18 protein-coding genes are annotated in these 20,333 nt (G+C 72.8%); 2 read left to right on the top strand and 16 right to left on the bottom strand.

What is annotated here, in order from left to right; genetic code table 11:
- Positions 1-140: 140 nt before the first annotated feature.
- From VED21_RS12315 to coxB, 4 genes are all read right to left on the bottom strand, one after another.
- Complete coding sequence (locus tag VED21_RS12315; protein ID WP_324882656.1) at positions 141-1,892, bottom strand: tetratricopeptide repeat protein; 1,752 nt, start codon at positions 1,890-1,892, stop codon at positions 141-143.
- 68 nt (positions 1,893-1,960) lie between these two features.
- Positions 1,961-2,320 carry a hypothetical protein gene (locus VED21_RS12310; protein WP_324882655.1) on the bottom strand — a complete coding sequence of 120 codons (360 nt, stop codon included), beginning with the start codon at positions 2,318-2,320 and terminating at the stop codon, positions 1,961-1,963.
- Positions 2,317-4,863 (bottom strand): cytochrome c oxidase subunit I, encoded by a 2,547-nt coding sequence (gene ctaD, locus VED21_RS12305; protein WP_324882654.1) that lies wholly within the window; start codon positions 4,861-4,863, stop codon positions 2,317-2,319. The genes VED21_RS12310 and ctaD overlap by 4 nt, the downstream gene beginning before the upstream one ends.
- Positions 4,860-5,777 (bottom strand): cytochrome c oxidase subunit II, encoded by a 918-nt coding sequence (gene coxB, locus VED21_RS12300; protein ID WP_324882653.1) that lies wholly within the window; start codon positions 5,775-5,777, stop codon positions 4,860-4,862. The genes ctaD and coxB overlap by 4 nt, the downstream gene beginning before the upstream one ends.
- Positions 5,778-5,929: 152 nt before the next feature.
- Here coxB and VED21_RS12295 point away from each other — a divergent pair, with 152 nt between their 5' ends.
- The gene (locus VED21_RS12295; protein ID WP_324882652.1) at positions 5,930-6,337 is read left to right on the top strand and encodes a c-type cytochrome; all 408 of its coding nucleotides are present in this window, start codon (positions 5,930-5,932) and stop codon (positions 6,335-6,337) included.
- On the opposite strand, the gene VED21_RS12290 is transcribed toward VED21_RS12295, so the two are convergent.
- The 11 genes from VED21_RS12290 to VED21_RS12240 all read right to left on the bottom strand — a co-directional run bounded on the left by VED21_RS12290 (position 6,334) and on the right by VED21_RS12240 (position 18,424).
- Positions 6,334-7,380 (bottom strand): hypothetical protein, encoded by a 1,047-nt coding sequence (locus VED21_RS12290; protein WP_324882651.1) that lies wholly within the window; start codon positions 7,378-7,380, stop codon positions 6,334-6,336. The two genes, VED21_RS12295 and VED21_RS12290, sit on opposite strands and share 4 nt — an antisense overlap.
- Positions 7,377-7,832 (bottom strand): cytochrome c, encoded by a 456-nt coding sequence (locus VED21_RS12285; protein ID WP_324882650.1) that lies wholly within the window; start codon positions 7,830-7,832, stop codon positions 7,377-7,379. Before VED21_RS12285 ends, VED21_RS12290 begins: the two co-directional genes overlap by 4 nt.
- Entirely contained in the window at positions 7,829-8,377 is a 549-nt protein-coding gene (locus tag VED21_RS12280; RefSeq protein ID WP_324882649.1) for a DUF3341 domain-containing protein, read from the bottom strand. The genes VED21_RS12285 and VED21_RS12280 overlap by 4 nt, the downstream gene beginning before the upstream one ends.
- On the bottom strand, positions 8,374-9,693 hold the full coding sequence (gene nrfD / locus VED21_RS12275) for an NrfD/PsrC family molybdoenzyme membrane anchor subunit (RefSeq protein WP_324882648.1): 1,320 nt from the start codon (positions 9,691-9,693) through the stop codon (positions 8,374-8,376). Before nrfD ends, VED21_RS12280 begins: the two co-directional genes overlap by 4 nt.
- Before the next feature lie 2 nt (positions 9,694-9,695).
- Entirely contained in the window at positions 9,696-12,473 is a 2,778-nt protein-coding gene (locus VED21_RS12270) for a 4Fe-4S dicluster domain-containing protein (protein WP_324882647.1), read from the bottom strand.
- A gap of 7 nt (positions 12,474-12,480) precedes the next feature.
- Entirely contained in the window at positions 12,481-13,062 is a 582-nt protein-coding gene (locus tag VED21_RS12265; RefSeq protein WP_324882646.1) for a cytochrome c3 family protein, read from the bottom strand.
- A 73-nt stretch (positions 13,063-13,135) separates the two neighbouring features.
- Positions 13,136-13,423, bottom strand: coding sequence for a DUF2218 domain-containing protein (locus VED21_RS12260; RefSeq protein ID WP_324882645.1), 288 nt, complete (start codon positions 13,421-13,423; stop codon positions 13,136-13,138).
- Positions 13,424-13,426: 3 nt separating this feature from the next.
- Positions 13,427-14,224: an ABC transporter ATP-binding protein gene (locus VED21_RS12255; protein WP_324882644.1), complete on the bottom strand. Its 798-nt coding sequence runs from the start codon at positions 14,222-14,224 to the stop codon at positions 13,427-13,429.
- A complete protein-coding gene (locus tag VED21_RS12250) occupies positions 14,221-15,267 on the bottom strand; it encodes an iron ABC transporter permease (RefSeq protein ID WP_324882643.1) in 1,047 nt (348 codons plus the stop codon). The genes VED21_RS12255 and VED21_RS12250 overlap by 4 nt, the downstream gene beginning before the upstream one ends.
- A gap of 5 nt (positions 15,268-15,272) precedes the next feature.
- Positions 15,273-16,400, bottom strand: a complete 1,128-nt coding sequence (locus VED21_RS12245; RefSeq protein ID WP_324882642.1) for an ABC transporter substrate-binding protein — start codon at positions 16,398-16,400, stop codon at positions 15,273-15,275.
- 35 nt (positions 16,401-16,435) lie between these two features.
- Entirely contained in the window at positions 16,436-18,424 is a 1,989-nt protein-coding gene (locus tag VED21_RS12240) for a TonB-dependent receptor domain-containing protein (RefSeq protein ID WP_324882641.1), read from the bottom strand.
- Between the two features lie 195 nt (positions 18,425-18,619).
- On the opposite strand from VED21_RS12240, the gene VED21_RS12235 reads away from it, so the two are divergent.
- Positions 18,620-19,687 carry an AraC family transcriptional regulator gene (locus VED21_RS12235; RefSeq protein ID WP_324882640.1) on the top strand — a complete coding sequence of 356 codons (1,068 nt, stop codon included), beginning with the start codon at positions 18,620-18,622 and terminating at the stop codon, positions 19,685-19,687.
- 12 nt (positions 19,688-19,699) lie between these two features.
- Here VED21_RS12235 and VED21_RS12230 read toward each other — a convergent pair whose 3' ends face one another.
- Complete coding sequence (locus VED21_RS12230; RefSeq protein ID WP_324882639.1) at positions 19,700-20,116, bottom strand: rhodanese-like domain-containing protein; 417 nt, start codon at positions 20,114-20,116, stop codon at positions 19,700-19,702.
- Positions 20,117-20,333 lie beyond the last annotated feature (217 nt).

Below are 20,333 nucleotides of genomic sequence, written 5' to 3'. Positions count from 1 at the left end.
GGCCGGGCACGCCGTTCCGGCGGCCGGCGGCTTCATCGAATGGTTCGTCACGGCCGCCGCGTCCGGCGTGTTCGGCCTGATCGTCGGCGCGGCGCTGATCCCGCTGGTCCACAAGGTGGCCCTGCCGATCGTGGCGAAGGTCAGGGGGTGAGCGGGTCTCCCCCCGCCCACGCCCGCAATTCCCCGGCGAGGCGGTCGAGCACCGGCCGCCAGTCGTCCAGGCGCGGCTGACGGAACACGCGCAGGCCCGGATACCACGGGCTGTCCTCGCGCCCGGCCAGCCAGCGCCAGCAGCCGTCGAAGCGCGACAGCAGCCACACCGGCCGCCCGACCGCCCCCGCCAGATGCGCCACCGCCGTGTCGACGCTGATGACCAAGTCGAGGCGGCGGACGATCCCCGCCGTGTCGGCGAAGTCCGCCACCTCCCCCATCGGGTCGACCATGCACGCGTCGAACGGCGCCTCGCGCGCCTGTTCGGCCGCAGCACCCATCTGCAGGCTGTAGAGCCGCACGCCGGGCACGTCGAGCAGCGGCGCGAACGCCTGAAGGGGCAGGCTGCGGCGGCGGTCGGCGAAGCTCCAGCGGCGGTCCTCCGGCCGCGGCTCCCCGGCCCAGACGAGGCCGACGCGGCGCACGCCGTCGCCGGTGAAGAACCGGTCGAAGCGTTCGTCGCCGGGAAACCGGTCGGCCATATAGGGGATGGCGGCCGGAACGGTGTCCACCTCCGTGCCGAAGACCAGCGGCAGGCTCATCATCGGGCAGATCAGGTCGAAGGCCGGGGTCGCGCCCAGCGGGTGGACGTCCGCCACGCCGGGCACGGTCGCCAGCAGCCGGACCAGGGCCGGCGGACACTCCACCACCACCCGCGCGCCGCGCGCCGCCACCAGGGGGGCGTAGCGCACGAACTGCAGCGTGTCGCCGTGCCCCTGCTCGCCGTACAGCAGGATCGTCCGGCCCTCCGGCGGCTCGCCGCGCCAGCGCGGCCGGCCGCGTCCGGGGAAGGCGACGTTGGCCTGGAAGCGCCACTCGAACTCCCGCCACCCCTCGGCGAACCGGCCGGTGAGGAGAAGCTGGTGGGCGAGGTTGCAGTGCGTGTGGGCGTCGTCCGGCGCCGCCGCCAGGGCGCGGCGATAGGCGTGGATGGCCGCAACGTTGCGGTCCTGGTCGGCCAGCGTCACCGCCATGTTGTACCACGCCTCCCTCCGCGCCGGGGCCAGCGCGAGCGCGGTGCGGTAGAGGTCCACGGCCGGCGCGAAGGCGCCCGTCGCCTTCACGGCGTTGGCCAGCCCGAACCACGCGTCGGCGTTCAGCGGCTCGCGCGCCAGGGCGCGGCGGAAGGCCCGCGCGGCCCCGGCGGCGTCGTGCAGGGCGTGGCGGATCTGGCCGATCTCCAGGTCCGGCCGCGCGAGACCGGGCGCCAGCACCCCGGCACGGCGGAAGGCGGGCAGCGCCGCCTCGCCCCGCCCGGCGTCGCGCAGCGCGATCCCCAGGTCGAACCAGCCCGCCAGCGCGTCCGGACGCAGCGCCAGCGCCGTGCGGTAGAGCGCCGCCGCCTCGGCCGGCCGGCCACCGTCGGTGAGCGCGTCGGCGGCGGCGGCGAAGGCGTCCGCCTGTTCGGCATCGGCGGCGCGGGCCAGGGCCTTGTGCAGGTTGCCGCGGTACGCCGCCGAACCGGGGTTGAGCGCCACCGCCTGCGCCATGAAGCGCACCGCCGCCCCGGCGCGACCGGTCTGCGCGCACGCCACGCCGGTCAGGTGCAGCGCGTCGGGGTGGTCCGGGTGCTGCGCCAGGATGGCGGCGTACGCCCGTTCCGCCTCCGCCAGCCGGCCGGACTGGTGCAGGGCCACGGCCGCGCGCAGGGCGTCGTCGATGTCGGCGTCGTCGATCTCCATGGCGGCGATCTTCCGGAATGCCCCCCGGAAGGTCAACGGGCAAGCGCTTAAAGGCGATTGCGCGGCCCCTACCCGCAGGGCGGCACCTGCAGCGCCGGCAGGCCGTTCCACAGGATGGCAAGCAGCGAAGACGCGGCGGCGGCGGCGGTGAACCAGCGCAGGAAGCGGCGCGGGTCGTCGCGCGCGTGCGGCGCCGGGCCGCCGCCCAGCAAGGCGCGCACCAGCACCGCCGCCGTCAGCAGCAGCGCCACCGCCGTCGCCGCCACGACGGCGAACGGCACGAAGGGGAAGCCCAGCACCTCCCACCGGTCCAGCCCGCGGGCACAGGCCAGGCCGTTCACCCCGTAGACCACCGTGAAGTGCGCCGCCCACACCAGGAAGGCGGCCATGGCGCCGGCGAAGGCCGTGGGGAAGCTGCGCGCACTCATGCCGCCAGCCTCGGGAACAGGTGCACCATGAGGAGCGCCACGACGCCCTGCGCGCAGGTGTAGTGCCAGAACAGCATGGTGTTGTCGAAGGTCACCCGCCGCCGCGATCCCAGCAGGCCGAAGGCCGAGCGCGCCAGCGTGTACGGCACCATGACCAGCAGAACGCCGACGTGGAAGCCCTGCCAGGCGACCAGCATGTAGACCACCGCGCCATAGGCGCTCTCCGCCCCCTTCAGGCCGGTCAGGATCTGCGCCATGCCGTCGGTCACCGCGGCGGCGATCAGCAGCGCCAGCCCGCCCAGCAGGGCGAGCCGCATCGGCCATGGCCGGTCCCGCGACAGCGCCCGGCCGGCGAACGCCATGGCGCCCGCGCCGAGGCCCCACAGCGCCACGCCCGCCGCCAGCCACCACAGCGGCGGCAGCGCGGCGGCGTCCCCGTTCTGGCCGGCCGGCCACACGTCCGGGCTGACCGTCCACAGGAACAGGTAGGTGAACAGCAGGCAGGCGAAGGCGGTGCCGTCGACCAGCAGCAGGACCACCACCGCCCACCAGGAATGGCTGCGCGGCCCCTGCACGTAGACGGGCACGCGGATCCCGCCGCCGATGTCCTGGGGCGGGTGGTCCTCGCCCTTGTCCAGTTCCCACAGCCACCAGTAGACGCAGGCGATGGCCAGCGCCGCCGGCACCAGCGACGGCCAGTACAGCTGCACCGTCAGCATCAGGAAGTGTACGGCCGTGAACAGCCCGGCCAGGAACGGCCCCCAGTGCGGCCCCGGCATGGGCATCAGGTACTGGGGCGTGGCGTCGATCGGGCTGGTGACGATGGTCTCGCGCCGGTTGGTGGGGGCGCCGGGCAGGAAATGGCCGCCGGCCTCCACCTCGCGCGACAGGTTCGGGTCGTCCCACAGCGGGTAGAGGCTGTTGACGCGGGGGATGGAGCGCGTGGCGTACCAATCGTTCGGCACCCATTCCAGCGTGCCGGCGTTCCACGGGTTGTCGGATGTCCGCTCCCCATGGCCCAGCGCCGTGCGCGCCATGTCCACCAGCACCACCAGCACGCCCAGCGCCAGCACGAAGGCGCCCACGGTGGAGATCAGGTTCAGCCAGTCCCACCCCAGCCCGGTGGGGTAGGTGTAGACGCGCCGCGGCATGCCCAACAGGCCGCTGATGTGCATGGGGAAGAAGGCGGTGTTGAAGCCCCCGAACATCAGCCAGAAGGCCCAGCGCCCCAGCCGCTCCGACAGGCGCATGTTGTTGAAGGTGGGCCACCAGTAGTACAGGCCGGCGAACATCGGGAACACCATGCCGCCGATCAGCACGTAGTGCAGGTGCGCCACCACGAAGTAGCTGTCGTGCGCCTGCCAGTCGAAGGGGATGACCGCCACCATCACGCCCGTCAGCCCGCCCAGCACGAAGATGAACAGGAAGCCCAGCACGAAGTACGTGGGCACCGTCCACTGCACCCGCCCCTTGCCCAACGTGGCGATCCAGGCGAACACCTGCACGCCGGCCGGCACCGACACCGCCATGCTGGCGGCGGAGAAGAAGCTCAGGGACAGTTGCGGGATGCCGGTGGTGAACATGTGGTGCACCCACAGGCCGAAGCTGAAGAACCCCGTGCCCACCAGCGCCAGCACCACCCAGTCGTGCCCGACCAGCCGGTGCTGCGCGATGGCCGGCACCATCATCGACACCATGCCGGCCGCCGGCAGGAAGATGATGTAGACCTCCGGATGGCCGAAGAACCAGAACAGGTGCTGCCACAGCAGCGGGTCGCCGCCCTTCTCGGCCATGAAGAAGGGCCATTGGAACGCGCGCTCGATCTCCAGCAGTGCGGTCGCCAGGATCACGGCGGGGAAGGCGAAGATGATCATGCCGGCCATCACCAGCATGGCCCAGGCGTAGACCGGCAGCTTGTCCAGCGACATCCCCGGCGGCCGGGTCCGCAGGATGCCCACCACGATCTCTATGGCCCCGGCGATGGCGGAGATCTCGATGAAGCCGATGCCCAGCAGCCAGAAGTCGGCGTTGATGCCGGGGGAGAAGGTGAAGCTGGTCAGCGGCGGGTACATGAACCAGCCGCCGTCGGGGGCCGCGTCGAAGATGAGCGAGCAGAAGAAGGACACGCCGCCGAAGGCATAGGCCCAGAAGGCGAAGGCGGAGAGGCGCGGAAACGGCAGGTCGCGCGCCGCCAGCATGGCCGGCAGCAGGTAGACGGCGATGGCCTCCACCATCGGCACGGCGAACAGGAACATCATGCCGGTGCCGTGCACGGTGAAGAACTGGTTGTAGGCGCGGTGGCCCAGCAGGTCGTTCTCCGGCACCGCCAGCTGTGCCCGCATGGCCAGCGCCAGCAGGCCGGCGATGACGAAGAACAGCAGCGCCGTGCCGATGTAGAAGATGCCGACGATGTTGTTGTTCACCGCCGTGACGAGGCGCCAGCCCTTGGGCGGGTCCCACACGCGCTCCAGCGTGCGCAGCTCGTCGCCCGGGCGCGGCAGCGGGCTGGGCAGGCCCTGGTCGGCGTCGAGCGGGGCGGTCATTTCAGGCTCTCCAGCCACGCGGCCATGGCGCGCAGCGTCTCGCCGTCCAGGGTGCCGAAGGAGGGCATGCGGTTCTCCGGCTTCAAATGCTGCGCCCCGGCGATCCAGCCGGCCAGGGACCCCACGCCGTTGGGAAAGGTCCCCGCCGCCAGCGTCGGCCGGCTTCCGACGTGGGTCAGGTCCGGGCCGCGCTTGCCCGCCGCCGGGGTGCCGCGCACCGTGTGGCATTCGCCGCAGCCGGCCTTCAGAAAGGCGTCGCGCCCGGCGGCCAGCACCGGGTCGGCCGGCTCCGCCGCCGGCCGCTCCTGCCCGGCCAGCCAGTCGGCGAAGCGGTCGGGGGGCAGGACGGTGACGTCGAAGGCCATGCGGGTGTGCTGGGCGCCGCAGTACTCCGCGCACTGGCCGCGGTAGATGCCCGGCTTGTGGGCGGTCAGCGTCAGCCGGTTCACGTGGCCGGGGATCATGTCGATCTTGCCGGCGAGGCTGGGGATCCAGAAGCTGTGGATGACGTCGGCGGTGGTGACGGTGAACTCCACCGGCCGGCCGGCGGGGATGACGATCTCGTTGGCGGTGGCGACGCCGTCCGGATAGCGCACCTCCCACCACCACATGTACCCCACCACCGCGACGCGCAGCGTGTCCTGCCCGGTCGGCGCCGTCAGGCGGCGGGCGATGCCGAATTCGTAGACCTGCAGCGCGGTCAGCACGACCACGGGGAACAGGATGCCGCCGCCGAACACCCAGGCGCGGGCACCCGGAAACCGCTCCGGCCGGGCCAGCACGGCGTAGAGCGACAGCGCCATGACGGCGGCGAAGATGGCGCCGCCGCCGATGAACAGCAGCAGCGTCAGATCATAGACCGCGGCCGCGTGGTCCGCCCCCGGGTCGAGCGCCGATTGCGGCCCGCCGCGCATCCCCTGCCCTCCGCTGCCCCGTGTTGCCCCTGCGCACGTCAACTCAGCCAGAGCGTGGGTGTTCCCATGCCCATGTGGGGGAGGGGCGCAACCATCGGCGGGAAACACCGTTCCCTCCCCCGACGGTGGAGGTGCCGAAGGGGATAAAGGGCATGGCCGGACGGCTGTGGTTTCTGCTGCCGCTGCTGTTGGCGGCCTGCGGCGAGGCGGCGCCGCCCGCCCACCTGCGCGTGGCCGGCGGCGACGCGGAACGCGGCCGGGCGGCGATCCTGGCGGCGGGCTGCGCCACCTGCCACGCCATCCCCGGCATCCCGGCGGTGCGCGGCATGGTCGGGCCGCCGCTGGACGGCTTCGCGGGGCGCACCTACATCGGCGGCGTGCTGCCCAACACGCCGTCCTACCTCGTGGCGTGGCTGCGCGACCCGCCCGCCTTCGCCCCCGGCACCGCCATGCCCAACACCGGCCTCGACGCCGACGCGGCGCGCGACATCGCCGCCTACCTCTACACGCTGGGACCGCCGGGCGCACCGCCGCCGGGCGGGCTGTGGGGCGGGCGTTAAGGCGCCGTCCACGCCGCCACCGGCCGGCCCGGCAGGGTGCGCACGAAGGCGGCCAGCCAGAACAGGCCCACCGCCGCCACCGCCAGCGCGTCGCGCCAGGACGGCGCGCCGTCCGCCATGCCCGGCCGCACCTGCCAGTAGAGGTGGGCCGCGTGCTGGACCAGCAGCAGCAGCGTCGCCGCCACCAGCACCCAGCGCAGCCGCCGCAAACGCCCGCCCACCAGCAGCAGCGCCGCCACCCCGGCCGCAGGCACCGTCAGGCCGGGCACCAGCCACCACCACACGCCATCCTGCCGCGCAAGGTACCACGCCACCTCGTGCGGCAGGTCGGCCGACCACACCACCAGGAACTGCACGAACCACAGCCAGGCCGAGGCCAGCACCAGCGCCAGCAGGGCGCCGGCCAGGCTGGCGACGCGGCCCGGCGGCTCCCGGTCGGGGCGCAGCGTGGCGGCCAGGATCGCGGCAGCCAGCGCCGCCGCCATCTGCGCCACGCCGAAGGCCAGCCCATAAAGACTCGACAGCCACGCCGGGTCCAGCGCCATGACCCAGTCCATGCCGGCCAGCGTCACCGTCGGCAGCACCAGCATCAGCCCCACGGCCGCCACCCGCCGGCGGTGCCGCCCCGGCCGCGTCATCGCCCAGGCCAGCGCGCTCCACACCGCCAGATAAACGGCGGTGCGCACGACGAACGCGGTGCCGCCCAGCCAGCGCGCCCGCGCCTCGTGCAGCCCCGCCTCGCCGCCCGGCCGCGCCCAGGGATAGATGTCTTCCAGCCCCAGAAGCAGCGGCACCGACAGCAGCGCCAGCAGCGGCAGGGTCAGCGCCCCGGCCTCCAGCTCGCCCCGCACCGGCGCCAGCCAGGGGTCGCCCAGCAGGTGGCCCAGCATCAGCACGGTCAGGCACCCGATCCCCAGGCCCGCCCACAAGACGAACCCCACCAGCCACGCCGGCCGGAACGCCGCCGAATCGGCCCACCAGCCGAACGCGGCGAGCAGCAGGGCAACCAGCGCCAGCAGGGGCCAAAGCGCGCGGTGGGTCATCGCCGTCCCTCCGCCCGGCCGGCTTGCAGCGCCTTGACGTGCGCGGCGATGGCCCACCGGTCGGCCGGGGCGATGCGGTCGCCGTAGGCCGGCATGGGGCCGGAGCCGTGCGTCAGCACGTCCACGATCCGCGCGGGCGTCAGGGCCTGCTTGTCCGCCGCGTGGAAGGACGGCGGCGCCGGGAAGCCGTGCCGTACCACCGCCCCGTCGCCGTTGCCGCCGATGCCGTGGCAGGGCGTGCAGTGGATGGCGAAGCGGTCCCGCCCGCGCGCCAGGTCGGGGGCGGACGGCGGCGCGGACGGCAGGCTGCCGCGCGGCACGCTGCCCGGCGGCACCGGGTCGGCCAGCGCCGCCGCCACCGTGCCCGGCCGCGTGGGCTGGCGCTGCGCCAGCCCGTCGTCGCAGGCGGCCAGCGGCAGCAAGAGTGACGTAAGGATGGCGGCGCGCCTCACCACGGCACCTCCGCCACCCGGTCGGGGTGCTGCTCCTCCAGCGCGCGCCGCGTGCGCCGGGGGTCGTACAGCGGGTCGGCGCTCTCCACGCACAGGAAGAAGGCGTCGGCGGAGGCGCGGTGGAATTGCGGGTCGTTGAACAGGGGGTGGTACGGCTCGGGCAGGCGGTTCAGCGCGAACATCGCCAGCACCGCCGCGCCCGCCGCCCCCAGGATGCCCAGGATGATCGCCGACGGCAGGAACGACGGCCAACTGTGCAGCGGCCGCCCGCCGACGTTCAGCGGGTAGTCCACGGCCGACATCCACCATTGCAGCAGATACCCCCCGCCCCCCAGCGCCAGCGCCCCGGCCAGCGCGGCCAGCGGCAGCAGCCAGCGCCGCCCGAAGTCCCCCGAGAGGTAAGGAGCGAGGTCCTCCACCGGCACCGGGCTGAACCCGTCGATGCGGCGGTAGCCCGCACGGTGCAGTGCCCGCGCCGCCATGACTAGCCGGTCGGCGCTGCCGAACTGGGCGATCAGGCCGTAGGCGCTGGGGCGTTCGGTCATGACCGCACTCCCGGCTTCACTCCGGGCCCACCATGCTCGGCGTGCGTCTCGAACATGGAGATGGCGGGCACGAAGCGCACGAACAGCAGCATCAGCGCGCAGAACAGCCCGATGGTGCCGGCCAGCAGCCCGACCTCCCACCATGTCGGCCAGTAGGTGCCCCAGGAGGACGGCAGGTGGTCGCGGTAGAGGCCGCCGACGACGATCACCAGCCGGTCCAGCCAGACCCCGGCGTTGACCAGCACGCCGATGACGATCAGCGCCGCCGTGCTGCGCCGCACCCGCGCGAACCACAGCGCCTGCGCCGCCCCCACCGTACCCAGCATGGCACCCCAGGTCAGCGGCGCGAAGGGGCCGGTCGCCCGCCGCAGGGCCGATTGCCACGCGTGGTCACCGGCCTGCCACGCCACGAACCCCTCGAACCCGTAGGACCACGCCATCACCACGGCGTTGGCCAGCAGCAGCTTGGCGACGATGTCGATGTGCCGCCGCGTCACCAGCGCGTGCAGGCCCAGCAGCGTGCGCACCAGCAGCGCCACCACCAGCACCATGGCAAGGCCGGACAGCAACCCGCTGACCACGAAGTAGGGGGCGAAGCGCGCGCGGTGCCAGTCCGGCACCACGGTGACGGCGAACTCGAAGGACACGGTGCTCTGCATGAACACCACCAGCGGCACCACCAGCGCCGCCAGGATCCGGTAGGCCTTCTGGTGGTTCAGCCAGTGCCGGGCGGAGCCGCGCCAGCCCAGCGCCAGCGCGCCGAACACCACTTGCCCGCACCGCGTGCGCGCCCGGTCGCGCAGCGCCGCCAGATCGGGGATCAGGCCCACGTACCAGAACAGCGCCGTCACCACGATGTGCGTGAGGATGGCGAAGAAGTCCCACACCAGCGGGCTGCGGAACTGCGGCCACACCGCGAACGTCGCCGTGTAGGGGAACACCCAGTGGAACAGCCAGGGCCGGCCCAGGTGCAGGATCGGGAACAGCCCGGCGCACAGCACGGCGAACAGGGCCGCCGCCTCGGCGAAGCGGTTGATCCCGGTGCGCCAGCGCGCCCCCCGCAGGACCAGCGTGGCGGCCAGCAGGCTGGCGGCGTTGGCGATGCCGATCCACCAGACGTAGTTGATGATGTCGAACGCCCAGACGTAGGGCACGTTTGTGCCCCACACGCCCACGCCCCAAACGAACAGCCCGGCGCAGGCGATGACCAGAACCAGCACGCCACCCAGCGCCGCCGCGAAGCCGGCGGCCCAGCGCCAGCCAAAGCGCTGCTCCAGGACGATGGCGCCGGCTTCGTGGTGGGGTGCGGCCGGCATGCTCAGGCACCCTCCCCGGCCGGCGGGTTGTCGACGCGGGCGAGGTAGGTGGTGCGCGGGCGGGTGTTCAGTTCGCCCAGCAGGGCGTAATTGCGCGGGCTGCGCTTGCGTCGGCTGACGGCGCTGCCGGAGTCGTTCACGTCGCCGAACACGATGGCGCCGGACGGGCAGGCCTGCTGGCAGGCGGTGACCACCTCCCCGTCCGCGATGGGGCGGTTCTCCAGCTCGGCGCGGATGCGGGCGGCGGCGATGCGCTGGGTGCAGTAGGTGCACTTCTCCATCACGCCGCGCACGCGGACGGTCACCCCCGGGTTCGCCGCCTCCGCCGGCACCGCGTCCTCCTGCGCGTAGTCGAACCAGTTGAAGCGCCGCACCTTGTAGGGACAGTTGTTGGAGCAATACCGCGTGCCGATGCAGCGGTTGTAGACCATGACGTTCAGCCCCTCGCCGTCGTGCACCGTGGCGTTCACCGGGCACACCACCTCGCACGGCGCCTTTTCGCAGTGCATGCACAGCATCGGCTGGAACAGCGTCCGGTCGCCCTCAAAGTACCGGTCGACGCGCAGCCAGTGCATCTCGCGCCCACGCGCCACCTCCTCCCGCCCCACGACGGGGACGTTGTTCTCCGCCTGGCAGGCGGTGACGCAGGCGTTGCAGCCGATGCAGGCGTTCAGGTCCACCGCCATGCCCCAGGCGTGCCCCTCGTAGGCGTAGTCCGGGTAGATGGAGGGCGGCGGCTCCTGCGGCGGCGGCGGTGCCGTGCGCACGACGTCGCGCCCGGCCATGGTGGCGTGGCGCTGGGTGGTCGCCAGCGCGGCGCGTTCGCCGGTGGCGCGCAGGGTGGCGCCGGCCTCCAGCCAGGGCGTGGCGGATCGGCGCACGCGGTAGGCGTCGAAGCCGACGGCGGTGCCGACCCGCCCGGCGCTCCACCGCCCATGGCCCAGCGGCAGCGTCAGCGTGTCCGGCGCGTGCCCCGGCAGCGTCCAGACGGGGCCGTGCAGCGTGCGACCGCCCAGCGTGAGATCCGCCACGTCCCCGTTCTCCAGGCCCAGCCGTTCGGCGGTGGCGGGGGCGAGCAGGATGGCGTTGTCCCACACGATTTTGCTCAACGGCTTGGGCAGTTCCTGCAGCCACGCGTTGTTGGCGAAGCGCCCGTCCCACACCGACGGGTCCGGCGCGAACACCACCTCCAGTCCGCCACCCGCAACCGGCGGCGGCGAGGGTCGCCAGCCCGGCGCGGGGGCCACGGTGCGGGACGGCAGCGCGGTGCCCGGCACCACGCCGTCGTGCAGCGCCTGCCGCCACGCCGCGTCGTCGCCTTGGAATGACTGCCGCACAAGGTCCTGCGCCGCGCCCGGCCGGCCGGCCAGCGCCGCCACCACCTCCTGCGGCGTGCGCCGGCCGTGCTGGGGGACGGCCACCGGCTGCACCAACCCGACCGTGCCGTCCCAGGCGCGGGCGTCGCCCCAGCTTTCCAGCGCATGCGCCATCGGCGCGTGCCAGTGGCACAGCGCCGCCGTCTCGTCCGCCCACAGGCCGAGGTGCAGCGTGAACGGCACCTTGGCCAGCAGGTCCGCGAAGCCCAAATCACCCGGCGCGGTGTAGGCCGGGTTGGCTTCGAGGATCACCAGATGGCTCACCGCCCCCGCCGCCATGTCGGCGGCCAGCGCCTCCAGCGACGCCGGCGCGTCCCACGGGCCGGCCAGCACCGGGGCGGTGTGGTGCACGGTGGTGCCGACCGCCCCCAGCGCGTGGTTGACGGCGTGCACCAGCGCGTGCGTCTCCGCCGGCAGGTGCCGCCCGGCCACCACCAGCGCCCCCGGCCCGGCGGCGCGCAGGTCGGCCGCCATGGCGTCAAGCAACGGGTCGCCTTCCGCCTCCCCCTCCGCCACACCCAGCCGGACGGCCAGCCGGTGCGCGAAGGCGGCGATGGCGGAGGGCGGCAGGGCAAGGCGGCGGTCGGCCCGCGCACCGGTGGCGCCGGGCGTGGATTCGACGGCGTACAGGCGGTTCATCTCCGCTTTCCGGCCCGCCTCCGGCTCCCCCCGGCCGGCGGCGAAGCCGCGCGCGTAGGCCACCTGATGCGGCCCCGGACCCAGGATGTCGGCGTCCAGCGTCACGATCACCCGCGCCTTCCCCAGGTCGTGCCGCGTCTCCAAAGGTTCGCCGAAGACCAGCCGCGCGCCGTCCCGCACGGCGTCGGGGCCGAGCGGCGCGTGCTGATGCCAGTGCGCCCCCGGCAGCCGCTCCGTCAGTTCCGCCAGCAGGCCGGCGAGGCTGGGCGAGGAGGTGGGGCCGGTGAGGATGCGCAGCCCCTCCCCCCGGCGCGCCGCCAGCTCCGCCGCGACCTCCGCCAGGGCACGGTCCAGCCGCCGGGCGGGTTGCGGCTGGCCGTCCAGGCGCGCGGCGCGGGAGCGGTCGGGGTCGTGGAAGGTCAGCACCTCGGCCTGGGTGAAGGCGTCGGTGGCGCCCAGGCTGGCGGGGTGCAGGGGGTTGCCCTCGATCTTGGTCGGGTGCCCCTCGTCGCTGCGCACCAGCACGCCGGTGCCGTAGCCGTCCAGCGTCAGGCTGGTGGCGAAGAACAGCGGCTCGCCCGGCGTGTGCCCCGGCACGCCGCGCCCGCGCGCCGCCACCGTGTCCGGCGCCGGGCCGCAGCCCGGCAGCCCGGCCAGCGCCATGGACGCCGCCATCAGCTTCAGGACGTTACGCCGGTCGGTGCGCAGCAGGTCGGCCAGGGCCGGGAACTCGGCGTCGATATGGCGATCGTCGGGTTCGCTCATGGCGTCCTCAGCGGTGGCAGACGGAGCAGTCGGTCAGCCGCGCGCCGCCGGTGCCGGCCGTGGTGCCGGTGGCGGCGGCTTGCCGGTGGCAGTCCAGGCACCAGCCCATGGACAGCGTCTCGGCCTTCGCCACGGCCGCCATGCGGTCCACCGCGCCGTGGCAGGTGGCGCAGCCCACACCCTTGGACATGTGGATGCCGTGGTGGAAATAGGCGTGCGCCGGCAGGTCGTGCACGCGCGTCCACACCACCGGCTCGCCGGTGTCGGCGCTGCCGCGCACGGGGGCGAAGACGGACGCGCCCCGCCACACCTCCTTGTGGCAGCCCATGCAGGTGTCGGCGGTGGGAATCCCGGCGTAGGCCGCGTGCTCCACCGTCGTGTGGCAATAGCGGCAGTCGATGGCCAGCGTGCCGGCGTGCAGGTCGTGGCGGAAGGGCACCGGCTGCTCCGGCGCCACGCCCACGCCCCACGCCCGGTCGGAACGCACCGCCCCCATGCCGGCCAGCACGACGCCGGCCAGCACGAGGGCCGTGACGACGAACACCGATCGAAACAGGAAGGTGGCGCGAGGCCGGAACACCTGCGTCATGCGCCGATCCTCTGGCGGGGGCTCCACCAGGAACCCCCGCGGGATGGCTTTGTTCCGGCCGGACGGCGGTCGCCTACGCGGCCGGTCCCCAGGTCACGGTCAGGGTTTCGCGCCAGGCGAAGCGGGTGAGGTGGTCGTCCACCACGGCCTTCACGCGGGCCAGCTCGTCCTCGCCCGGCGCCTCGGCGCGCAGGGTCAGCACGCCATCCTCCGCCGTCATGTGGCAGGTGCCCCAGGGGAAGTCGGCGCGGCCGCGACGGTCGTCGTACTCCACCGGGATCTTGTGCGCGAAGTGCTTGCACAGCTGCTGCAGGTAGCGGCTGGCCTGCGCGGTGGTCACCTGCGCCTGTTGCGTGTTCATTCCCTACTCCCTCCCTTCACCGTCGTTGAGCGCGCGGTCCGCCAGCACGATGCGGAACCCGCGCGAGCACGCCTCCACCCGGCCCTCCACGCCGTAGGCGCGGCGCAGCAGGGCGCTGTCCAGCGCCTCGTCCGGCGTGCCGGTGGACAAGAGGCGCCCCTTGTTCAGCACCACCACCCGGTCGCAGAAGCGCAATGCCAGATTGATGTCGTGAATGGCGATCAGCGCGATGCAGCCCTCGCGGTCCGCCAGGTCGCGCACGGTCTGCAAGACCGACAGCTGCCAGCGCAGGTCGAGCGCACTGGTCGGCTCGTCCAGCAGCAGCAGGCGCGGGTGGCGCACGATGGCCTGCGCCAACCCGATCAGCTGCCGCTGCCCGCCCGAAAGCTCGCCCAGGCGGCGCAGCGCCAGCGGACGCAGCTCCAACCGGTCGAACACGTCGTCGATGTGCCGATCGGCTTCGGCCCGCGGCAGGTCGGGGCGGATGGCGCGGAGCGCACTCAGCACCGCCTCGTAGGCAATGAGCACGCTGCCCAGCGGCAGCGACTGCGGCAGGTAGCCCAGGTGGCGCACCCGCTGCGCCGCCGGCAGGCGCAGCAGGTCCTCCCCGTCCAGCTCGATCCGTCCGGTGGCGGCAAGCAGCCCGGCCAGCGACTTCAGGAACGTCGACTTCCCCGCCCCGTTGGAGCCGATGACCGCCACCAGCGTGCCCGACGCGATTGGCGGCAGCCCGATCCCCTCGATGGTCGGCCGGCGGCCGTAGCCGGCGGCGAGGTCCGCGATGGTGAGGTTTCCCGTCATGCGTTCCTCCGTTGCGACAGGATCAGCGCCATGAACAGCGGGATGCCGACCAGTGCGGTGACGATGCCCACCGGCAGCAGCAGCCCCGGCACCAGCGTCTTGGCGGCGATGGAGGCCAGCGACAGCACCAGCGCACCGGCCAGCGCCGCACCGGGCAGGTAGAAGCGGTGATCCTCGCCCAGCGCCAAACGCGCGATGTGCGGGCCGACCAGCCCGATGAAGCCCACTGTGCCGACGAAGGCCACGGCGGCGGCGGCCAGCAGGCTGACGCGCAGCATCACCAGCATGCGCAGCCGCTCCACCGGGATGCCGAAGCTGCGCGCGTGCTCCTCCCCGCCGCGCAGCGCGGTCATGGCCCAGACGTGGCGCAGCGACAGCGGCAGGCAGACCGCCAGCACCAGCGCCACCAGCGCCACCTTGTCCCAGGTGGCGCGGGCGAGGCTGCCCATGGTCCAGAACACGATCTGCTGCAGCGCGTCCGCGCTCGCCACGAACTGCACCAGCCACAACAGCGCGTTCATGACGAACACCATGGCGATGCCGAACAGCACCACCGTGTCGGCCGTCGTGCCCTGCGTGCGCGCCAGCGCCTGGATGACCAGGATCGACCCCATGGCGAAGACGAAGGCGCAGGCCGGGACCATCACCGTCTGGTCGAAGCCGAACAGCGACAGCTCCAGCACGATCGCCAGCGACGCGCCGAAGGTGGCGGCGTTCGAGATACCCAGCGTGAAGGGGCTGGCCAGCGGGTTGTTCAGCACCGTCTGCATCTCCGCCCCGGCAAGGCCCAGTGCGGCCCCCACTACCACCGCCATGGCGGCGGCGGGCAGGCGGATGTTCCACAGGATGACCTCCGCGCTGCGGCTCAGGCCCGCGGGGTTCAGCAGGCCGTTCAGCACGTCCACCAGCGGCAGGGCGGAGGGACCGGTGGCGGCGTCGCCCAGGAAGGACAGGACCAGCGCCACCGCCAGCGCCGTCAGCACCACGATCCGCCGGACGACGAAGCGGGCGTACCGCCGCGCCAGCGAGTTGTCTTCCGCCATGGCGCTCACTTCACGCTGGTCCAGTAGGCGCCGTCGGCCGGCACGGGCTGGAAGCGTTCGTAGAAGGATTTCAGCGTGGCGGCGGGATCCAGGTCGGCGGTCAGCTCCGGCTGGAACCAGCGGGCCATCGCCTGGACCGCCACGATGTTGAAGGGGGAGTGGAAGAAGTGATGCCACACCGCGTGCGCCCGGCCCGCGCGCACCGCGTCCAGGTCGGCCACGCCGGGCCGGCCGAGGCTGCGCGCCAGCGTCTCGCGCGCCTGCGCCGCCGGGGCACCCGGCCCCAGCACGATGCGGCGCGGCGTCTTGTCCGCCGTGGCCGGGTTGCCGATGGCGGTGCCGACGTAGATGTCGGGCTGGTGCGTCAGCAGATATTCCAGGCTGACGGTGCCGGCGTCGCCGGGGATGACGGCGGAGCCGAGGTTGCGCCCGCCCGCCTCCTCGACAAGGCGGCCGAGCACGCCGTTGCCGACGCTGGCGCAGCAGTCCTCCTGCAGCCCCACGCGGTTTTCCAGGAACACCAGCGGGCGGGTGGTGGCCCTGGCGACGCGCTCGCGCACGCGGGCGAGTTCGCCCTGGTAGGCGGCGACGAACTCCGCCGCCTCCGCCTCGCGGCCCAGCACGGTGCCCAGGAGCGCGATGCTCTTGGGCGTGTTGGCGATGGGGTCGCGGAAGAAGTCGACGAAGACGACGGTGACGCCCGCCGCCTCCATCTGCGCCACCAGTTCGCGCGCCTGCGGGCCCGGCCCGTGACCTCCGAGGCCGAAGATCGCCAAGTCGGGCCGCAGCGCGATGGCCTGTTCGGTGCTGAAGCTGTCGGCCGACGCCTTGCCCACCTGCGGCACGCCGCCCAGGGCCGGGAAGCGCGCCAGCCAGCGGTCGTACCCGGCGGGGTCGAGCAGCGGGAATTCGCCCATCATGGCCACCACGCGCCGCACCGGATCCGCCCGGTCCAGGATGCCGAGCGCCGCGAGGAACCGGCCCTCCCCCAGGACGATCCGCTCGACGCGCGCGGGCACCCGGACCGTGCGGCCTGCCAGGTCGGTGACCTCCGCGGTGACCTCTGCCGCCGCGGCCGGGACGATGGCGCCCAGGAGCAATCCCAGGACAACGGTCAATCGGCGCAGCAGCATGGGTCCATTCCTTCGACGCTTCGGAAAGGGGAAAATCAGAACTTCAGCGTGGACGACAGGTAGAAGCTCCGGCCCTCGGCCAGGACCGGCGTGATGGCCGCCGTCTGGGCGTAGGTGGAGCGGCTGGAATAGGCGGCGTCGAACAGGTTGTTGGCCTCCAGGCGCAGCGTCCAGTTCGCCACCGACGGCATCGGCTGCCATTCGGTGAAGAGGTTCACCACCGTGTAGCCCTTCATGTCGCCGAAGCCGGCGGCGCGCAACGCGCTGTCCTCCAGCTTCAGCGCGAACTCCGACGAGGCGCCCAGCGTCAGGCGGATCGGCTCCACCGTGTAGTGGCCGCGCAGCGTGATCAGGTCGCCGACCGGCACCGCCGTGTTGAAGTCGCCCGGCAGGGCGATGCGGTTGCCGTAGGTGACGTCGGTGTGCGTGTACTTGGCGCCGATGGAGGCGTTGGCCCAGTCGTAGCCGGCCGACAGGTCGAAGCCCTGCGTCTTCAGGTCCAGGCCGTTGATGCGGACGCGGGCGGTGTCGTTCCACGCCATCGGGTTGTCGATCAGCGTGCGGAACAGCGCACCTTCCAGCGCCAGCCCGCCCTGGGCATAGCGCAGGCCGCCGCGCAGGTTGTGCGCCGTGGCCGGCTTCAGGTCGCGCGCATAGCGGTAGTTGGCGGCGTGGAACAGCGCCGACTCCGCCATCTCCAGCCCGCCCCAGTTGTAGCCGTAGCCGGCGAAGGCGGCGAGCCCGCCGACGATGTCCACCTCAGCCGACAGGTTCGGGCTGAGCCCGGTGTTGTCGAAGGTCTGGCCGTCCACCGCGCGGTAGCTCTGGTGGTCGATGCGCAGGCCGCCGGACAGGCGCAGCCGGTCGATGGGCGCCACGCGGGCCTGGACGAAGCCGCCGATGCCGCTGATCCGCTCGCCCGCGTCCGTGGTGAAGTGGAAGCGCTCCACCTCCGTCTCGTCGCGGTAGAAGTCGATGCCGGCGGTCAGCTTGCCGGTGGGGATGGCGAAGCTGTTCTTGATGGTGCCGCCGATGCTCTCCACCTCGGCGTTGAAGGCGCCGTGCGGTGTGGTGCGGCGGTTCTCGTTCGGACGCTTCAGCGTGTTGCGGTTGAAGTACAGGCTGACGTCGGGGTCGAACAGGTCGGTCGGCTTCGTCGTCTTGTAGCCGACGGTGACGGTGGTCCGCTTGGCCTCCGTGCTGTTCAGCAGGCGGCCCGTGGGGTTGTTGACCACGCCCATGTTGGCGCGCAGGCGGCGCACGCCCTCGTCCTTCACGTGCTCGCCGGACAGCTGGAAGCGGTGGCCGCCGTCGGTCTCGTAGGCCAGCTTGCCCAGGCCGCTCAACAGGTCGGTGGCGGTGCCCAGCTCGCGATTGCCGGCACCCGTCTCATAGTCCTTGCCGCGGGCGATGGTGCCGATGCCCAGGATCTCGAACCCGTGCTTGGCGGCATAGCCCGCACCCGTGGTGCGCCACGTGCGGGAATTGGTGTCGTAGCCGACGATGGCGGTGGCGCCGACGCTCTGCCCGGGCAGCAGCATGTCGCGCGCGTCCTTGGTGGTGAAGCGCACCGCACCGCCCAGCGCGCCGAAGCCGGCGTCGGCCGGGGCGACGCCCGCGTCCACCGCCACCGACTTCAGGAAGATCGGGTCCAGGGTCAGGTTGCCGTTGTGGTGCCAGACGTTGTTGCGCTGGGGCGCGCCGTCGACGGTGACGTTCAGCTTGGACTGGTCGATGCCGTGGACGTACAGCTTCTGCGCGGCGGTGCTGCCGCTGGGCACGGTGACGGCGGGCTCGTCGCGGAACAGCTCGCGCAGGGTCAGCGGCTGCTCGCGGTCGATGTCGGCTTGGCGGATGGTGCTGGTCGTCTCGATATCGCGCCCCGCTTCGCCGCCCACCTGGACGGGCGCCAGCGTCATGGACTGCTGCGCCGCCGCCGGTGCCGACACCAGCATGGTGGTGGCGAGCAGCGCCGCCGTGATCCCCGCCTTCGCCCCGGTCCTGTCTCCGATCGCACTGCTCATCGCTGTTCGCCCTTTTTTGCGGCCCCGTCCTGGACGGCGGCCCGGTTCCGTGATATCGAGAATGAGAATTAATCGCAACATCAAAGGGGCAGCCGCCCCGGCATACGACGTCGTATAGCCCCATTCCCTGGGGGATTGCCTTTGCGGCCCGGTCGATTGCCTTTGCCGGACGGTCAGAATCGAGGAGCGGTGCGCATGACGAACCAGGACCCTTCACCCGTCAGCAGCACCATGGTCCAGCCACCGGTCCAGCCACCGCTCCAGGCGCCGCGCACCCCCATCGCCTGCCGCGCGCTGGCCACCGACATCGCCGCCGCCGGCCTGCCGCACCGGATGCTGGCGCCGACGCTGGGGCCGGACGACACGGTGCTGTACGGGCGTTTCCGGCTGCTGCGGCTGGGCAGCGGGCTGTCGCTGCACGCCACCGACGCCGTCGACGCGCACGACCTGACCTCCCAGGCCGTGTCAAACCCCGGCCTGACCGTCGCCCTGTTCCTGCGCGGCTGCGCGGAGGTGTCGCTGGGCGGCCGGGACTACCGCGTGGCGGCGTGCGGGACGCCCCAGGTCTTCGTGCTGTCGCGGGCGGAACCGGACCTGTTCGTGCGCCGTGGCATGCGCGGCAACTGGGTGCGCAAGGCCACCATCAGCGTGCCCCCGGACTGGTTCGACGACGACCGGCTGGGCCGCGACGACGGGCTGCGCGCCTTCGCCCGCGCACACGGCGCCAGCGCCGTGTGGGAGGCGTCGGCCCGCCAGGTCCAGCTGGCCGAGCGCATGATCGGCCCCACCCCCTACGCCGCGGCGCTGGAGGGGCTGTACCTGGAAAGCCACGCGCTGGAGATCGTCGCCGAATCGCTGTCCGCCCTCGCCGGCCACGCGGCGCCGGGCGCCGGTTCAGCCCTCGCCGCTTCAGCCCCCGCCGGCCGCGACCGGGCGCGCATCCAGGCGGTGTGCGACTACCTGGACGCCCACACCGCCGATGGGCACGCCGACGCCCCCAGGCTGGAGGACGTCGCCCGCCACGCCGGCATGAGCGTCAGCGCCCTCCAGCGCCTGTTCCGCGCCGCGCACGGCACCTCGGTGTTCGACTATTACCGGGGCCTGCGCATGGACCGCGCCCGCGCCCTGCTGGAGCGCGAGCACGTCAGCGTGACCGAGGCGGCCTACATCGCCGGCTACGGCAACCCCGCCAACTTCGCCACCGCCTTCAAGCGCCGCTTCGGCCTGTCGCCCAGGGATGTGCGCGGGCGCGGTTCGCGCTGACCGGTCATAAGGTCAGCCGGCGCAGCCGCAGGCCACGCGCGTGCCGTCGCGGGCTTCGTTGCCCTCGGTCGCGTAGCCGTCGCGCTTCCACCAGTCGAGCCCGCCCAGCAGCTCCTTCACCCGGAAGCCGAGGCGGGCGAGCTTCACCGCGCCCTTGGTCGAGGCGTTGCAGCCGATGCCGTCGCAGTACGTCACGTATAGGCAGTCCCGGCGCAGCGAGGCCGCGGTTTCCACCGTGATAGTCCGGTGCGGGAAGCTGATGGCGCCGGGGATGTGCTCGGTCGCGTACGCCTCGGCCGAGCGGGCATCGACGACGACGATGTCCGTCCCTTCCTGCAGCGCGATGTAGAGATCCCAAGAGTCCGTCTCGTACTCGAGCTTGTTCTCATAGAAGGCGATCTGGTGCCTTAAGCCCTGGTCGACGCTCATGCCGTCACTCTCCTGCCTATCGCGGCGTGCACTGCCTGGATGTCGCGTTCATTCTGCGAGAATGCAGGCCGGTTCTTCAACCGCTTTGCGTGCGAACGGCAGCCTTTGGGCGAAAAGGGCGAAGGCCGGCGCCTCGCCGGACGGCCCTCAGGCCCAGGGGATGCGCTCGGCCAGCCAGTAGACGCCGAGCACCAGCAGGACGCCCGACGTGGCGTGG

It is taken from the genome of Azospirillum sp. (genome assembly GCF_035627195.1).
Classification (GTDB): domain Bacteria; phylum Pseudomonadota; class Alphaproteobacteria; order Azospirillales; family Azospirillaceae; genus Azospirillum.
The sequence above is the reverse complement of the archived record's forward strand: the minus strand, read 5'-3'. Positions and strand labels throughout refer to the sequence as shown.

Excerpts from the sequence above, each read along its gene's own strand:
- VED21_RS12315 (WP_324882656.1), bottom strand. The coding sequence starts at position 1,892 with ATGGAGATCGACGACGCCGACATCGACGACGCCCTGCGCGCGGCCGTG.
- VED21_RS12310 (WP_324882655.1), bottom strand. The coding sequence starts at position 2,320 with ATGAGTGCGCGCAGCTTCCCCACGGCCTTCGCCGGCGCCATGGCCGCC.
- ctaD (WP_324882654.1), bottom strand. The coding sequence starts at position 4,863 with ATGACCGCCCCGCTCGACGCCGACCAGGGCCTGCCCAGCCCGCTGCCG.
- coxB (WP_324882653.1), bottom strand. The coding sequence starts at position 5,777 with ATGCGCGGCGGGCCGCAATCGGCGCTCGACCCGGGGGCGGACCACGCG.
- VED21_RS12295 (WP_324882652.1), top strand. The coding sequence starts at position 5,930 with ATGGCCGGACGGCTGTGGTTTCTGCTGCCGCTGCTGTTGGCGGCCTGC.
- VED21_RS12290 (WP_324882651.1), bottom strand. The coding sequence starts at position 7,380 with ATGACCCACCGCGCGCTTTGGCCCCTGCTGGCGCTGGTTGCCCTGCTG.
- VED21_RS12280 (WP_324882649.1), bottom strand. The coding sequence starts at position 8,377 with ATGACCGAACGCCCCAGCGCCTACGGCCTGATCGCCCAGTTCGGCAGC.
- nrfD (WP_324882648.1), bottom strand. The coding sequence starts at position 9,693 with ATGCCGGCCGCACCCCACCACGAAGCCGGCGCCATCGTCCTGGAGCAG.
- VED21_RS12270 (WP_324882647.1), bottom strand. The coding sequence starts at position 12,473 with ATGAGCGAACCCGACGATCGCCATATCGACGCCGAGTTCCCGGCCCTG.
- VED21_RS12265 (WP_324882646.1), bottom strand. The coding sequence starts at position 13,062 with ATGACGCAGGTGTTCCGGCCTCGCGCCACCTTCCTGTTTCGATCGGTG.
- VED21_RS12260 (WP_324882645.1), bottom strand. The coding sequence starts at position 13,423 with ATGAACACGCAACAGGCGCAGGTGACCACCGCGCAGGCCAGCCGCTAC.
- VED21_RS12255 (WP_324882644.1), bottom strand. The coding sequence starts at position 14,224 with ATGACGGGAAACCTCACCATCGCGGACCTCGCCGCCGGCTACGGCCGC.
- VED21_RS12250 (WP_324882643.1), bottom strand. The coding sequence starts at position 15,267 with ATGGCGGAAGACAACTCGCTGGCGCGGCGGTACGCCCGCTTCGTCGTC.
- VED21_RS12245 (WP_324882642.1), bottom strand. The coding sequence starts at position 16,400 with ATGCTGCTGCGCCGATTGACCGTTGTCCTGGGATTGCTCCTGGGCGCC.
- VED21_RS12240 (WP_324882641.1), bottom strand. The coding sequence starts at position 18,424 with ATGAGCAGTGCGATCGGAGACAGGACCGGGGCGAAGGCGGGGATCACG.
- VED21_RS12235 (WP_324882640.1), top strand. The coding sequence starts at position 18,620 with ATGACGAACCAGGACCCTTCACCCGTCAGCAGCACCATGGTCCAGCCA.
- VED21_RS12230 (WP_324882639.1), bottom strand. The coding sequence starts at position 20,116 with ATGAGCGTCGACCAGGGCTTAAGGCACCAGATCGCCTTCTATGAGAAC.